Genomic DNA, 15211 nt, shown 5'->3' with positions numbered 1-15211 from the left:
TAATGAATACAATGAGTAAAAAACTGCTATTTATTCTAATGAGTATGGCAGTATTCTCAACTCTAATGGTCGCTGGGGTTTTTAGTGCTTATGAGTTGGTCAGCGCTAAGCGTGAGCAACAGCAGGGCTTACAAAACTTGGCTAATATTATCGCGCCGAACGTGACGGCAGCGTTGCTGTTTGATGACCAAGAGTCGATGCACGAATTAATTAAACCATTGTTGTTACGCAAAGATGTGGTTAAAGCTGAAATATTTGATTCACAGCAGCAGCTGATTGCGAGCGTGGTTAGTCCTGTAGACTCTGTTGCTTTAGAGCAGCAGCCCGGTGCGATTATCCGAACCTCTAGTTTATTGGTGATGGATGGACAAATTTATGGAGAGTTGAGCCTCTCGGCCAATCAGAGTTATATCGAGCAACGGATCATATTTTATGGTCAATTTTTAGTGGTTCTGCTGCTTATCACCTTTGGTTTAAGTTGGTTTTTTTCATTATTTTTGCAGCGCGGATTTTTACGGCCTTTATTACATTTGACCGATGTTGCCGAGCGAGTCACTTCGAGTAATGATTATAGTTTACGCGCGCAGCAATCCTCGGGGGATGAAGTCGCCAACTTGACCGAATGCTTTAACAGTATGTTAGAAACGATTGAGGCTCGGGACCGCAAGTTAGAAACTCAAGTGAAGGTACGCACTCAAGAGTTGGAAAGTGTCAACAACCAACTCTTGGAGTATGCCTATACCGATGGTTTAACTAGCTTACCTAATCGTCGATATTTTTATGAAAAAATTCAAGGTTTAGTCAAGAGCAATGTGAGTTTTTCTATTGTATTCATCGACTTAGATGGGTTTAAGGAAATAAACGATACTTTGGGCCATGATTATGGTGATATTTTGTTGGGCCAAGCAGGGCAACGAATACTACGTTGTGTGCGCGAGCAGGATACAGTCGCTCGTTTAGGTGGAGATGAATTCACTATTGTTATTGAAGGGGTCAGTAATAAAGAACGGATAACAGGGATTGCAGAAACGGTATTAGAAGGTTTAGCGAAACGTTTTAATATTAAACACGAAGCTGTTTATGTGAGCGGTAGTATTGGGATCACTTTTTATCCGCAAGATGGCGATAGTGTAGAGCAATTAGTTAAACACGCCGATCAAGCGATGTATGTGTCTAAAAGTCGTGGTCGCAATTGTTATCAATTTTTCTCTTCAGAAATGCAAATTGAGGCGCAACAAAAACGTAAGTTGTTAGAGGAATTACGAACAGGCATAAACGAGCAGCAGTTTGAGTTATATTTTCAGCCGATTGTTGCCGTTCGCACCACTGGAAACACTGAGCGAGTTAGTAAAGCAGAGGCCTTATTACGCTGGAATCACCCTGAAAGAGGTTTGATTAGTCCTGGAGAATTTATTGCTGCTGCGGAAGATTCAGGTTTGATCCGAGAACTTAGTGCATGGGTGATGCACGAAACGGTTGCAACGATTAGCCTTTGGCGTCAGCAAGGGTATTTACCAATACAAATTAGTGTGAATACCTCACCATCGCAGTTTGATGACGGCGGTATTTGGATTGACGATTGGCTACGGGAAGTCAGAGCCTATGAGCTACCAGAACATAGTATTATGATTGAAATCACCGAAAATGTGCTGATGAAAACCAACGCTTCGATTAAGCAGCAACTGACGCTTTTACATCAACAAGGCATCGATGTGGCTATCGATGATTTTGGCGTTGGCTATTCTTCTTTGGCTTATCTACAGCAGTTGGATATTGATTTATTAAAAATAGACCGTTCATTCATTCAGCATCTAGAGAACAATAAAGATAGCGCAGCGTTGGTGAAGGGAATTATTACGATGGCCCACCATTTAGACTTGAAAGTGGTTGCTGAAGGGGTGGAATCAGAGTTGCAAAGGCAATATATTGCTGACGTTGGTTGCGATTATGGACAAGGTTACTTTATGTCAAGGCCGCTTCCTAAGCAGGCCTTTTACGAGCGTTATTTACAAGCAAAAACCTTGTAGATAACGCTATATTGGGGCGCTTAGCGTTCCCAATAAGCCTCTTCTAGGCTTTCTTCACGCTCCGGTAAACCACGGGATAGTCGAGGACTATCTTGGGCCAATACTTCATAGCTGACTCGGTTTGCGTATTTACAAATTTGCGCAAATGAGGAATAGCTTAAGGCTTGATAACGGTGTTTACTGGATTGTTGTACATTTGTACGATGAAAAACGTTAGCCGCCATATCATGTAGTAGTGCCGATAACGCCCCATCACCCGCACCATTGGTATTGGTTATTTTTTCGGGACCGCCCATAAATGGGGCTATGTGTGAATATACTTTGACTGCTTGTTGGCAATGTTGGCGCAACATGGGCCGAGAAAACTCATAGCGGTTGAATTCTGGAATAGAGCCGGGTAACAGGGTATGTGTGGTGCTACGTTTATGATTTTCGTCGGTATAACCGGCCATGAATAAACCACGGGACCCTGCGGTGCAAAGGATCAAATCACACCATTCTAAAGCGGTTTCGCAAGCCTGTAATATATCACTGTGTCCAGTTAAGGCTTCTGCTTCTTCTTCATTCATAGCCAATACAGTGACATGCTCTGCGATAAATTTTTGCCACCATTGAGGATCATCTTCAATTAAAAAGCGAGTGCCGAGCGTTAGTACCACTGGGACTTCGGCTTGATGTGCATATTCAATCGCTAACATTGCCGCATCAGTGATCGGATCATTCCCGGCTCGCATTAAATAAGCGGTTAAAGCTAAGGCGGCACCAGATTTAATTAGTTGTTCATCAATGTGCTGGGGACTGAGCTTATCCATGTCGCCTTTAGAGATGGCGAAAGTTCGCTCACCACATTCAGTGATGAGGGTAAAACAACGCCCAACAGGACCGGCAACAGGTTCTAAATGATTAAGATCGACGCGCGAAGAAGTGTTGCATAAGTAGCGGTAAGCGTAATCTCCAATGGTGATGTTCTTGCTCATCACGCCAAACATCACTGACCTACCATCAGCTAAAGTAGAATAGTTGTGCAGTGTATTACCGATAGTACCACCAGCAAATTCAGCGCTAATCAGCTGAGCGTCTTGTAGCTCCTGATAGAGAAGACTCGCGGCCTCATCATCAATCAGCAAAGAATTTCCCTTCACTAAGTTATGGCGTTGAATGAAGTCTTCACTCACATGCGCCTCTATATCCACTAAGGTTTGATCGATGCCTGTAATGTGGGTATGTTGCGGGCGTTGCACCGGATCCAGCAAATTAGTTAAAGGGTCGCGAGACTCTACCGGAAAATAGTGTTTGGATTTACGTTGGCCAGGAAATTTCATGCAAAAGTCGCTTGTTTCAATAGTGCTTGTTTTAGCAGCTTAGCTGCTACCTTGTTGAGCGGCGGCGATTTTACCACAGGCTGTATGAAATGTGACTTTTTGAATTGATATACACCTCTTTGCGATGCAAATGAGGTGATTTCACCTTTTATTGATGTTCATCTGGCTCGAGTAAAGCTTGATACTGGCTTAAGGCAGGATGTGCCGAGGCTTGGCTCATTCGCTGATAATGCTGAATAGTCCTTAATAGATAACGTCGATGCTCGGGATTCGTTAGTTGCCACATCTGCTGACCGATTGGGCTAATGTTAAGGCCTGCAGTTGTGCTCACATGCAGCACTTCGTAACAGCGCCGTTTGTCTTCAATTAGATGTTCACTGAGTAATGCCAGTTTCTTCTTGGCCAAAAATTCGCGTAATTCGTATTGGTGATGGACTGGGCAAAGAATGAATTCTAGCGGTCGCTGTGGATGTTTCGATAAAATGCTATCAATCAGCTGGATGCACAATTCGCCGCCGACACCTGCAATGATAATCAGCTCCTCCGTTTGGCTTGGATGAGCCGCGCTTAATGGGAGCTCGCCAGCATCAATACAATGAACTAACCACTTCGGACTCGAATGAGACTTGTTGCACGGGAAAAATCGTTGTAATTGTTGTTCTAGTTGGGCGCTTATCGTGGAAACTTGATCGACGAAGTGCACCGTCCCGGCTATCTCCCGTTGTAGTAATTGGGCTCCCAGTTGTCCGTGATCGCAGCAGCAGTCCCATATATCACGGTAGTGCTGAGTGATCAGTTGGTCAATAAATGCTAAGCGGCGGTTGAGTTTCACGATAATCCCCTAAATAAACCACGCTATAGTATATTTCTAGCCTTTATTGGCAACTATTTTAGCCCACCACTCCTAGCTTGAAGCCAGTCTCTATTGCTTGCTTGGTTAAACCTCGTTATCTGAAGTGATCTTTGGTGCCAAATATGGCCTATTTGAGTGCGACGAGCTCTAACTTTTAGTCAATTTCGCAAAGCTTTAGACTAAAGATTAATACCTGTCCTGTTAAGTATTTGTTAAGTTTTTATTCGGTAGGCTTGAATTGATTTGATATCGGATCTATTGCTACAGCAAAGAAGTTGATTTAAATCAAATTTGGCTATTAACAATAATGCAACATATCAGTCACCCTATAATCAGCAATGCGTGACCTAGATTGCTTGGAGAAATGTCATGGAAGAACAGACTACATATTGGCAAGAAAACTTGCGTTTGATATTTATCTGTCTCGTCATATGGTTCGTGGTCTCATTTGGTTTTGGCTTGTTATTGGTTGAACCGCTGAATGAGATCCGTTTAGGTGGATATAAATTAGGTTTTTGGTTTGCGCAACAAGGCTCAATTTATACCTTCGTCGCTTTAATTTTTTGGTATACCGCCAAAATGAATAAGCTCGATAAAAAATACCATGTGAAGGAGTCATAAATGGACGAGTTAAAACTCTATACCTACATCGCCGTATTTGGCTCATTTGGGCTTTATTTTGCTATTGCGTGGTGGGCTCGCGCCTCATCAACTAGCGATTTTTATGTGGCTGGTGGAGGGGTAACACCGATCCAGAATGGGATGGCAATTGGCGCCGACTGGATGAGTGCCGCATCGTTTATTTCTATGGCAGGTTTGATTGCCTTCCTTGGATATGGTGGCTCGGTATTTTTAATGGGTTGGACCGGGGGTTACGTATTATTGGCAATGTTGTTAGCACCCTATATGCGTAAACACGGTAAATTTACCGTACCGGAGTTTATTTCTGATCGATATTACTCTAGGGGGGCACGAATTGTTGCAGTTATATGTCTTATCATTGCTTCACTAACTTATATTATCGGTCAAATGAAAGGAGTGGGCGTGGCCTTTTCCCGTTTCTTGGAAGTGGAATACGATAACGGCTTATATATCGGTATGGCGGTCGTTTGGGTTTATGCGGTGTTAGGTGGGATGAAAGGCATCACTTATACGCAAATTGCTCAATATTGTGTGTTGATATTTGCTTACACGATTCCGGCAGTATTCATTTCTTTGCAGTTAACGGGTAATCCTATTCCGCAGCTTGGATTAGGGAGCACTTTGGCTGATGGCAGTGGTGTATACCTGCTGGATAAGTTGGATATGGTGGTCACTGATTTAGGCTTTAAAGAGTATACCACTGATAATATGGGAGGCACGCTGAATATGTTTGCCTACACCATGTCGTTAATGATCGGTACTGCGGGCTTACCACATGTGATTATGCGCTTCTTCACCGTACCAACGGTGCAAGCGGCTCGTTCTTCGGCAGGTTATGCTTTAGTATTTATTGCGCTTCTTTACACTGTGGCACCAGCAGTAGGCGCCATGGCTCGCTTTAATTTGATGAATACCATTGTTCCTTCAGCGGATAACAATCTGGTATATGATGAGCGTCCTCAGTGGTTTAAAGATTGGGAGCAAACTGGGCTGCTAAAATTTGAAGATAAAAATGGTGATGGCAAAATTCAGTATGTGGCCGATAAAGGCGCAAATGAGATGGTGAAAGTGGACCGTGACATCATGGTGTTGGCAAATCCTGCGATTGCAAACTTACCTAATTGGGTGATTGCCTTAGTTGCTGCTGGTGGCCTGGCTGCGGCCCTGTCTACGGCTGCGGGCTTATTGTTGGCAATATCTTCCTCTATATCTCATGACTTGATGAAGGGGGTGTTAACGCCCAACCTCTCGGATAAAAATGAGTTGCTGGCGGGTCGTATTGTGATGACCTTAGCCATTCTTGTCTCGGGTTATCTCGGTTTAAATCCGCCTGGATTTGCCGCAGGTACGGTGGCATTGGCCTTTGGTTTAGCTGCGTCTTCTATTTTCCCTGCGTTGATGATGGGTATTTTCGCCAAGAAAATGAGTGGCACAGCAGCGATTGCAGGCATGTGCTCGGGGATTGGCGTGACTATGCTGTACGTATTCCAGCATAAGGGCATTATGTTTATTCCTGGTACCTCTTTCTTGGGTGATATGGCTCCCAATTGGTTCTTGGGAATTTCGCCTAATGCCTTTGGTGTTGTTGGGGCTTTAGTTAACTTTGCCGTTGCTTTTGCTGTTTGCAAGGTCACAGGACCCGCGCCGCAACATATTCAAGATATGGTGGAAAACTTCCGTATACCGCATGGTGCGGGGGCGGCACACGACCATTAATTCGAGTATTGATTGAACTTAGTGAAGCAAAAGGCTCCCTAGTTGGAGCCTTTCTTTATCTTAAATGACCATATGATGAATCATACTTAAAACCAGATAGTGATAGGTCTATTCAGGTTTAAGATGACTTACGATCAATGATTGTTGATAGCAGAGGCAAATCGCCGTTCTATCATGAGGTGTTAAAAATTGTTGGGCATTTTTACGTAGTGATGGTTTTCAAATACTCAAAACCAGACAATCAGTTTTGCTACAGAGTGTCCAATTTTAAAGCTCCAAATACAGGATGTATAAATGAACAAACATACTAAGTTGGCGATACTGGTGATGCCATTTTTGGCTATCGGCGGCTACATTGCTTCTGATATTTATTTAGAGCATGACGCGGGTAAGGATAGAGTGATTCAGCTCAGTACTTATGGTCATTGCGATATTATTAATCAACAATGTATTTTGCAATCGGGTGATTTTCGTTTAAATATCTCTGATCAAGCGGGAGTCACCGAAGTGAACTCAACCTTTCCTTTAGACCAAGCCACTTTATTCTTGGTTGATAGTTCGGATCAGGTTACCGCTTATCCCATGGAAATGAAAGATAGCCCTTATTATTGGCAGCGCAGCACTGAATTGCGGAGTTTGATCCCTAATCAGGGAAATAGCTATAAACTGCGTATCATCGCTAATATTAAAGGTGGCAAATATATCAGCGAATTCTACAGTCAAACCGTGCGTTAAATATCACCTAATTGATAGAATATACTTCTTTGGTGTGCAACAAGACGCAGTGCATTCATTCGGTTCTTTGATGTCAATAACTGGTTTCTAGATCATTAAATGATTAATTTGTTGTGATTAAATGCAGCCAATCCAATACAATTGGTGTTTGTTACTTTTATCTATTATTTTTATAGGATTAAGTCGTGAGTGCTAATCAAGTATGTCCATCTTGTGGTGGACATAAACCTGCTTTAATGGCATGCCGTGATTGCGGTTTTAAATATGTTGTTGCTGGTCGTCCTCCTGAGCCAGCTAAGCCAAACGTTTCAGCTAAGCCAAACGTTTTAGTTAAGCCAAAAATTACAGCCGAGTCTATTCCAAGAAGTCAATATAGAGCGGTGGTTGAGGAAGGTGCTTCTAAGCCACAAGTGATCATTAAAACCAAAAAACGTCGCCAATACACCATTCCTAGTGAAGAATAATTGATTAGCAACCGTTGGTATTTATTTGCTGCCATATGGCAGTAATGCCATTGTTTCTCGATTCGCTGAGGTGCTGAGCTAAACCCAATTGGGTTAAGGTCTTACGGAATAAGATTTTGGCTGGTTCTGTTTGTAGAGGGTATTCAGCAATGCAAGCCAGTAAGATCACCAGTAAGCCTTTGATGATTCGAGCGTTACTATCTATTTGTAATTGACCTTGGTGGTAATGCAGCCATACGTCGCTTTCGCAGCCAATAACTTTGTGTTGTTCGGTCTGGTATTGCGGATCTATCGGTTGAAGCTGTTTGCTTAATAATAGCAATTGTCGGTAACGTTCTTCCCAAGATTGGCATGGCTGAAAAATTTGCTCTATATGCTCTAAAGTTAAACCGATTTGCGGTGTATTACTCATCAAATAGCTCCATGATATTGTCTATTGCCTCGATGAGTTTATCGATCTCTTGCTGAGTATTATAGAGCCCTAGAGACAGACGAATACTACCTTGTTTGGCTAGTTTTTTACTTAAAGGCATCGCACAATGATGGCCACATCGTAGCGCTATATTATACTGGTCGAACAGCGTTGCAGCATCTTGAGGATGGATCCCTTTGAGAACAAAGGAAATTAAACCAACACGCATCATTGGCGTCCCAATAAGCTCGACCTTGGGGTGTTCTCTTAGCTTTGTGAGTGCGTAATTTAATAGGCTGCGTTCGTGATTTAAACGTTCTTTGAGCGGAAACTGCTTTAAAAATTTTAGGGCTGCGGCTAAACCGATGGCCCCCACAATGTTCGGTGTTCCCGCTTCTAATCGGTAGGGCAGACGATTCCAAGTGCTTGTTTCGCAGCTCACTTGGCTGATCATTTCTCCGCCAAATATACTTGGTTGTAAGGCTTCCAAGGCTTCCGTTTTTCCATAAAGTACTCCAATACCTGTTGGACCATAGACTTTATGACCAGAAAAAAGATAGTAATCGCAGCCTAAACGCTCAACGTTAACATCTAGATGAGCGATCGCCTGAGCGCCATCAACAATCACTTTTGCGCCATATTGTTGCGCGTGTCGGACTAGTTCTGGAATAGGCAACAGCGCTCCAATGCTATTGGAGACGTGAGAGACCGCTAAAATTTTACATTTTTCACTAAAGTGTTCTTTAAAATTATCTATATCAATATCACCATTATTTAATATAGGTATACACTTAAGAGTGGCACGGGTTCTGGCTGCTAATTGTTGCCAAGGGACGAGGTTGGAGTGATGTTCTAATTCACTCACCCAAATTTCATCACCCTCGGTTAAGCTATAGGCTAAGCCATTCGCTAGCATATTACAGCCTTGGGTGGTGCCGCTGGTCCAAATGATGTTGTCAGCTTTGCTACCAATAAATTCAGCAATGGTCTTTCTGGCTGATTCGAAGGCATTGGTGGCTTGTCGCGCGAATTGATGACTCGCTCTATGAACGTTTCCATGACCGTGTTGGTAGTAGTTTTGAATCGCGTTGAGCACGGCTTTAGGAACTTGTGTCGATGCCGCACTATCCAAATAGGTAAGCTGTTGGTTTTCGCGGTTTAAAGACGGAAAATACCGCCGATAGATATGCTGTTTAGCTGAAGTCACAGTTGTCTTACCATAGCAAATAAAGCGGTTATTGTATCGGTAGCGGAGATTCTACACTAGCCTATATCGATGTTATCTTTGATTTTAGTAATGGAGTTACAGATAAGATGCCACAGTCTTCAAGCTTAGTTACTTGGCAAAAAGTCTATTTTGGCTTTGCTCAGCCGAGTCAGGAAAGTCGATTTCGCGAGATGAAGTGGTTACAACAGTGTCGTCGGCTGGCTGGTATTCAAGTGATATATGCATTGAGTGTGTTGTTTTTTTTTACACAAACCGGTTTATTACAAGCTTGGTGGGTGGTCGCAGATTGGCAGGCGACCGGAGCTCTCGCTTGCTGGTTGTTTATTCAAGTTATATTAGGCTGGTTTGGTCAGCAGCTCCTTAGCGTAAAAGAGGTATCGGCTTTTGTCCTTGCGATGTTCTGCCAGCACTGCCTGTTGCTCTGCTTATTACTCTTTAACCATTCTGTCCTTGTTTTACCTTTCTGGTTGATTTTTAGTTTACCGGTGTTACTCACAGCTATTTATATACCAATAGTATTGGCACATAGCATGATAAGTATTGCTGGCGGATTTGTGGTATATACCGATTTTCAGGCCTCTTCCCTGCACTTGGGCCAATGGGCATATTCGATACTTTCAACCATGGGTTTAGTTTATGTGCTGTTGCTTGTCGGGATCTTTTTATTGCATAAATTATGGCGTAATCAATATATTGCTGAACAGGGATTACAACTGTTTAGCGAACAGTATTTCGCTAGAGCTGCGGATGATGAATCATTATCGCCAGTAGTAGACGTTGATCCCGTAACTGGCTTAGCAAATGAGACCTGTTTTAAACGATTCTCCGAGACAGAAATCGAACGAAGCTCTCGTTATCAAAATGCTTATTCTGTCATCTTAATAAAAATTAATCATTTTTTTAACTACCAAGATACGCTGGGGCAAGAAGAAGCCGATAAACTTCTGATTAACATGGTAAACCTATTGCATCCTAAGATTAGAAAAGTAGACCTAATCGCTCGTTATCAACAAGACAAGTTTGTTATTGGTTTACCTGAGACAAGCCTTTATCAAGCGCTCGATACCGCAGAACGTATGCAGACTGCATTGAGTACAGAATTTTGGAGTCGCTTTGCTGAGGACTTACAACTGGAAACGAGATTTGGGGTGGCTTGTATCGATAGTTCCGTGATGACTGTTGAACAATTACTGATGAAAGCTGAACATGCCATGAATAACCATCGTAGTCCGGTAGCTTTGAGCTACGGCCGTTAAGTTTTTGAATATATTCGGTTTCACTTAGGAGTTGGATTGGATGCGGGCCCCTTTATTCTTGCTATTATGTGTTTTTTCTTTAACTGTAAATGCCGCTGAAAATGGTAATTTGGTCGATTCATGGTTAGGTTATGGCGCCTTGGTTATTTTTATTGTTGCCTATTTATTGGTGATGAGCGAAGAGGTGATTCATTTACGAAAATCTAAGCCAGTATTGGTTGCTGCAGGCTTAATTTGGTTTTTAATTGCTATCTATTATCGAGGCTCTGGCCAAGAGCACCTCGTCACTGAGGCTTTCAGGCACAATTTACTTGAGTTTTCTGAGTTGATGCTGTTTTTGTTGGTGGCGATGACCTATATCAATGCGATGGAAGAGCGGCGGCTGTTTGATGTACTGCGAGCCTGGCTGGTTCGTAAGCAGCTCAGTTATCGTCAATTATTTTGGCTAACGGGAAGTTTGGCCTTCGTGATCTCTCCGGTCGCCGATAATCTGACGACGGCTTTGTTAATGTGCGCAGTAGTCATGAAGGTGGCTAATGGCAATAGCAAATTCATTAATTTAGCCTGCATCAATATTGTGATTGGTGCCAATTCGGGAGGCGCTTTTAGTCCCTTTGGTGATATTACAACGCTGATGGTGTGGCAAAAAGGATTGGTTCATTTTTCTCAGTTTTTTGACTTATTGTTACCTTCGATGGTGAATTTTTTGATTCCTGCCATCATCATGTCGGTGTTTGTTTCAGCAGACTCTGTGGAAGCTGAAAATGAAACGGTAGAGCTAAAACGTGGCGCAAAAAGAATTGTACTGCTGTTTTTGGTGACGATTGCTACTGCTGTATTAGGTCATAGTCTATTCCATATGCCGCCTGTGTTAGGCATGATGATGGGGCTCGGTTATCTGCAGTTCTTTGGCTTCTTTTTACGTAAAACCTTAGCTTCTAGCTTACATAAAAAAGCGGTGAATGCGATTGCTCAACGAGATGATGCACGCTTAAAAGCTCTTGGTAGTGTGGTGCCTTTTGATATATTCAACCGGGTTGCTAGAGCCGAGTGGGATACCTTGTTGTTTTTTTATGGGGTGGTTATTTGCGTCGGAGGGCTTGGATTTATTGGTTATTTGGAGATGGCATCTTCTCTGATGTATCAGCGATGGGAGCCAACCCACGCAAATATTGCGATTGGCGTGTTGAGTGCAATTGTGGATAACATTCCAGTCATGTTTGCGGTCCTCACTATGGAGCCCAATATGGTGTTGGGACAGTGGTTATTGGTGACCTTAACTGCTGGGGTTGGGGGAAGCTTATTATCTATCGGTTCTGCTGCGGGTGTGGCGCTGATGGGGCAAGCCCGTGGTCACTATAGTTTTATTAGCCACCTGCGCTGGAGTCCGGTGATTGCGCTGGGTTACGTGGCCTCGATTTATTGCCATTTGTTACTTAATGCTTCGTTATTTTGAGGGGCTTGTTGCTTGAAATACCAGTTTTATTCAGCCTGTTAATCTTTTAATTCTAGCCATCAAACGGTTTCTCGGTTTCTACTGACCGCAGTCACGCACTCTAGGGAGTAGGGGGCTTATACGTTTATACATTGCCAGTTGGGCCGTATACTCTGTTAAAGCGGTATTTGTTTGCTTTGCTTGATACCGCTTGTAGAGATTAAAATTTTTATCTTGAATAAAAACAGACCTTAAAAGCTTAATTGCTGGTGAGGTCGGGAATAAATTTATTTTTGCTGAAGCTAATTCCCCTTAGAATATATGTCGCCCATTCCTTTTGTAGCTATTCTGGATTAGGGCAGCGTGCAATTTGCTTTACTTTTCCTTGTTCATCAACTTGTTCAAGTATTACATCGAAGCCCCATAATCGATGTAGATGCTTGAGTACCTCATGTTTACTTTTGGCTAAAGGAATGCCCTGATGAGGAACGTAGCGAAGGGTTAGTGAACGGTCACCCCGTAAGTTAACATTATATACTTGAATATTTGGTTCGATGTTACTTAGGTTATATTGTGAGCTGAGCGCTTCTCGAATTTGCTGGTAGCCTTGATCATCATGTATTGCTTTTACCTTTAAATAAGGTTTATGTTCATTGTCATCAAGCGTAAATAGTTTTAAATCGCGAATGACTTTAGGCGATAGAAACTGACTGATAAAACTTTCATCTTTAAAGTTGCGCATTGCAAAGTGTAAGGTTGTTAACCAATCTTTCCCGGCAATATCTGGAAACCAGCGTTTATCTTCTTCCGTTGGAGACTCGCAGATCCGACGAATATCAGTCATCATGGCAAAGCCTAATGCGTAGGGGTTTATGCCATTAAAGTATGGGCTGTTATAGTTGGGTTGCAATATTACGCTGGTGTGACTATGTAATATTTCTAAGATAAATCGTTCACTGACTAAGCCTTGATCAAACAAGTGATTGGTGATGGTATAGTGCCAGAAGGTAGCCCAACCCTCATTCATCACTTGGGTTTGTTTCTGAGGATAAAAATATTGACTAATTTTACGCACGATCCTAACTATTTCTCGTTGCCACGTTTCCAATAGAGGTGCGTGTTTTTCCACAAAGTACAAAATATTTTCTTCAGGTGATACCGGGAAACGACCTTTAGCTTGGGGATCACTATTTTGTTTCGTTGGAATGGTTTTCCACAGCTCATTGATTTGACTTTGTAAATACTCGGCTCTGGAATCCTGCCGTAGTTTTTCTTCTTCCATAGATATCGGGCTCGGGCGTTTATAGCGGTCAACTCCATAGTTCATTAATGCATGACAGGAATCTAATAGATCTTCAACCGCATTTACGCCATGACGAGCCTCGCATTTGCTAATGTAGTTTCTTGCGAAAACTAAGTAATCAATAATCGAGCTAGCATCGGTCCAAGTTTTAAAGAGATAGTTATTTTTGAAAAAACTATTATGACCGAAACAGGCGTGAGCGATCACTAAAGCCTGCATAGGCATGGTGTTTTCTTCCATTAAATAAGCAATACAAGGATCGGAATTAATCACAATCTCATAAGCTAAACCCATTTGTCCCCGTTTATAGGTTTGTTCGGTTTGAATGAATTTTTTGCCGTAAGACCAATGGTGGTAGCCGATTGGCATACCGACACTGGAGTAGGCATCCATCATTTGTTCGGCAGTGATGACTTCAATCTGATTTGGATAGGTCTCTAGTTGGTAATGTTCAGCTACCTTGGCTATTTCTTGATGATAGCTTTCTAGCATCTCGAAGGTCCAATCTGGTCCATCGGGCAACATCTTAGTTTTGCTCATGTGGGCCTCACGCTGTGGCTTTTTTAAAGAGATCTCTAAAGGTTGGCAGAATTTCTTCGGCCGTTTTTACATGACGAATAGAGAAGTTTGGGAAGATTTCACTGAGTTGCTCATACTGATGCCATAAGCTTTGATGGGCTCTATTGGTGATTTCTATGTACGAATAGTGGCGACTGAGTGGAAGTAGCGTTTTTTCCAACAATTCTCGACACTTGGGTGAATCGTCGGCCCAATTATCGCCATCTGATGCCTGAGCCGCATAGATATTCCACTGCTCTTTGGGGTAACGCGCTTTGATGATGTCATCCATTAAAGTCAGCGCACTAGAAACAATCGTGCCTCCGGTTTCTTGAGAGTAGAAAAACTCATGTTCATCAACTTCTTTTGCTTGAGTGTGGTGGCGAATAAACACCACTTCTATCTTTTTATAGCTACGAGTTAAGAATAGATATAGGAGTAAATAGAATCGTTTGGCGATGTCTTTGGTTGCTTGGTCCATCGAACCTGAAACATCCATCAAACAAAACATAACGGCTTGAGTACTCGGTACGGGGTATTTCGCAAAATTGTTGAATTTAAGATCAAAAGTATCGATAAAAGGGATCTTTGCTAAACGTTTTTTTAAGTTAGCGATATCTTGTTTTAATTGTTCTATTACTCTTTGGTTTACGAGTGGATCTAAAATTTTTTCTGCAAGTTCCTGTTCTAACTGTTTAAGTTGCTTACGTTTATCCCCCCCCATAGCCATCCTTCGAGCCAAAGAGTTTTGCAAGGATCGCACAATATTGATATTGGCAGGCACACCGTCATTGGTATAGCCAGCGCGAGCAGTTCGGTATTCAACAATGCTGTCTACATCGGTCTCCTGCAGATTGGGGAGCTCCAAGTCGTCAAATAGAATATCTAAATATTCATCTTTGGAAATGGTAAATTGAAATTCTTCAGTGCCTTCGCCTTGATCACTGGCTTCACCATCACCTGAACCGCCGCCTTGCTCTTGCATTGGACGGTCTATTTTGTCTCCGGTTCCAAACTGGTCATTGCCTGGTAAAGTTCGCTGACGATGGCCTCCTTCGCCTTGATGGAAAAATGGTTCACTAATATCTTTATGCGGAATACTAATGCTTTCGCTGTTCTCTAAGTCTTGAATACTACGTTGATTAACGGCGTCATTCACCGCCCGCTTAATTTGACTTTTATAGCGGCGAATAAAGCGCTGGCGGTTCACCGCGCTTTTATTTTTACCATTCAAACGTCGATCGATAAAATGAGCCATTG

The 15211-nt window shown here is 42.6% G+C and carries 13 protein-coding genes; 7 read left to right on the top strand and 6 right to left on the bottom strand.

The window, feature by feature from the left end; all coding sequences use genetic code 11:
- Positions 1 to 11: 11 nt before the first annotated feature.
- Positions 12 to 2027, top strand: coding sequence for a putative bifunctional diguanylate cyclase/phosphodiesterase (locus ACRRS0_RS13355; protein ID WP_432452692.1), 2016 nt, complete (start codon positions 12 to 14; stop codon positions 2025 to 2027).
- 20 nt (positions 2028 to 2047) lie between these two features.
- Here the strand turns inward: ACRRS0_RS13355 and ACRRS0_RS13350 are convergent, their stop codons facing one another.
- Both ACRRS0_RS13350 and ACRRS0_RS13345 read right to left on the bottom strand, forming a co-directional pair.
- Positions 2048 to 3349 (bottom strand): inosine/guanosine kinase, encoded by a 1302-nt coding sequence (locus tag ACRRS0_RS13350; RefSeq protein ID WP_432452693.1) that lies wholly within the window; start codon positions 3347 to 3349, stop codon positions 2048 to 2050.
- A gap of 148 nt (positions 3350 to 3497) precedes the next feature.
- Positions 3498 to 4181: a tRNA (adenine(22)-N(1))-methyltransferase gene (locus ACRRS0_RS13345; RefSeq protein ID WP_432452694.1), complete on the bottom strand. Its 684-nt coding sequence runs from the start codon at positions 4179 to 4181 to the stop codon at positions 3498 to 3500.
- Between the two features lie 390 nt (positions 4182 to 4571).
- Between ACRRS0_RS13345 and ACRRS0_RS13340 the strand changes: the two genes are divergently transcribed.
- The 4 genes from ACRRS0_RS13340 (at position 4572) to ACRRS0_RS13325 (ending at position 7759) form a co-directional block, all read left to right on the top strand.
- Positions 4572 to 4823, top strand: a complete 252-nt coding sequence (locus ACRRS0_RS13340) for a DUF4212 domain-containing protein (protein ID WP_432452695.1) — start codon at positions 4572 to 4574, stop codon at positions 4821 to 4823.
- Positions 4824 to 6560: a sodium:solute symporter family protein gene (locus ACRRS0_RS13335; RefSeq protein WP_432452696.1), complete on the top strand. Its 1737-nt coding sequence runs from the start codon at positions 4824 to 4826 to the stop codon at positions 6558 to 6560. It abuts the gene before it with no gap.
- A 294-nt stretch (positions 6561 to 6854) separates the two neighbouring features.
- Positions 6855 to 7295 carry a hypothetical protein gene (locus ACRRS0_RS13330; protein ID WP_432452697.1) on the top strand — a complete coding sequence of 147 codons (441 nt, stop codon included), beginning with the start codon at positions 6855 to 6857 and terminating at the stop codon, positions 7293 to 7295.
- A gap of 185 nt (positions 7296 to 7480) precedes the next feature.
- On the top strand, positions 7481 to 7759 hold the full coding sequence (locus ACRRS0_RS13325) for a hypothetical protein (protein WP_432452698.1): 279 nt from the start codon (positions 7481 to 7483) through the stop codon (positions 7757 to 7759).
- Between the two features lie 4 nt (positions 7760 to 7763).
- Here the strand turns inward: ACRRS0_RS13325 and ACRRS0_RS13320 are convergent, their stop codons facing one another.
- Both ACRRS0_RS13320 and ACRRS0_RS13315 read right to left on the bottom strand, forming a co-directional pair.
- Positions 7764 to 8171, bottom strand: coding sequence for a SufE family protein (locus ACRRS0_RS13320; RefSeq protein WP_432452699.1), 408 nt, complete (start codon positions 8169 to 8171; stop codon positions 7764 to 7766).
- On the bottom strand, positions 8164 to 9378 hold the full coding sequence (locus ACRRS0_RS13315) for an aminotransferase class V-fold PLP-dependent enzyme (RefSeq protein WP_432452700.1): 1215 nt from the start codon (positions 9376 to 9378) through the stop codon (positions 8164 to 8166). Before ACRRS0_RS13315 ends, ACRRS0_RS13320 begins: the two co-directional genes overlap by 8 nt.
- 107 nt (positions 9379 to 9485) lie before the next feature.
- Between ACRRS0_RS13315 and ACRRS0_RS13310 the strand changes: the two genes are divergently transcribed.
- Positions 9486 to 10655, top strand: coding sequence for a diguanylate cyclase domain-containing protein (locus ACRRS0_RS13310; RefSeq protein ID WP_432452701.1), 1170 nt, complete (start codon positions 9486 to 9488; stop codon positions 10653 to 10655).
- A 40-nt stretch (positions 10656 to 10695) separates the two neighbouring features.
- Entirely contained in the window at positions 10696 to 12111 is a 1416-nt protein-coding gene (gene nhaD, locus ACRRS0_RS13305) for a sodium:proton antiporter NhaD (RefSeq protein WP_432452702.1), read from the top strand.
- A 322-nt stretch (positions 12112 to 12433) separates the two neighbouring features.
- Here the strand turns inward: nhaD and ACRRS0_RS13300 are convergent, their stop codons facing one another.
- A complete protein-coding gene (locus ACRRS0_RS13300) occupies positions 12434 to 13933 on the bottom strand; it encodes a SpoVR family protein (RefSeq protein ID WP_432452703.1) in 1500 nt (499 codons plus the stop codon).
- Positions 13934 to 13940: 7 nt separating this feature from the next.
- On the bottom strand, positions 13941 to 15209 hold the full coding sequence (locus tag ACRRS0_RS13295) for a YeaH/YhbH family protein (RefSeq protein ID WP_432452704.1): 1269 nt from the start codon (positions 15207 to 15209) through the stop codon (positions 13941 to 13943).
- Positions 15210 to 15211: the final 2 nt, after the last annotated feature.

The sequence above is a fragment of the Agarivorans sp. QJM3NY_29 genome (genome assembly GCF_050870835.2).
In the GTDB taxonomy this organism is placed as follows: domain Bacteria; phylum Pseudomonadota; class Gammaproteobacteria; order Enterobacterales; family Celerinatantimonadaceae; genus Agarivorans.
Note: the sequence above shows the minus strand (reverse complement) of the source record. Positions and strands in the feature narration are given on the sequence as shown.

Coding starts and splice junctions, on each gene's coding strand:
- ACRRS0_RS13320 (WP_432452699.1), bottom strand. CDS start 8,171: ATGAGTAATACACCGCAAATCGGTTTAACTTTAGAGCATATAGAGCAA.
- ACRRS0_RS13300 (WP_432452703.1), bottom strand. CDS start 13,933: ATGAGCAAAACTAAGATGTTGCCCGATGGACCAGATTGGACCTTCGAG.
- ACRRS0_RS13340 (WP_432452695.1), top strand. CDS start 4,572: ATGGAAGAACAGACTACATATTGGCAAGAAAACTTGCGTTTGATATTT.
- ACRRS0_RS13330 (WP_432452697.1), top strand. CDS start 6,855: ATGAACAAACATACTAAGTTGGCGATACTGGTGATGCCATTTTTGGCT.
- nhaD (WP_432452702.1), top strand. CDS start 10,696: ATGCGGGCCCCTTTATTCTTGCTATTATGTGTTTTTTCTTTAACTGTA.
- ACRRS0_RS13355 (WP_432452692.1), top strand. CDS start 12: ATGAGTAAAAAACTGCTATTTATTCTAATGAGTATGGCAGTATTCTCA.
- ACRRS0_RS13350 (WP_432452693.1), bottom strand. CDS start 3,349: ATGAAATTTCCTGGCCAACGTAAATCCAAACACTATTTTCCGGTAGAG.
- ACRRS0_RS13310 (WP_432452701.1), top strand. CDS start 9,486: ATGCCACAGTCTTCAAGCTTAGTTACTTGGCAAAAAGTCTATTTTGGC.
- ACRRS0_RS13295 (WP_432452704.1), bottom strand. CDS start 15,209: ATGGCTCATTTTATCGATCGACGTTTGAATGGTAAAAATAAAAGCGCG.
- ACRRS0_RS13335 (WP_432452696.1), top strand. CDS start 4,824: ATGGACGAGTTAAAACTCTATACCTACATCGCCGTATTTGGCTCATTT.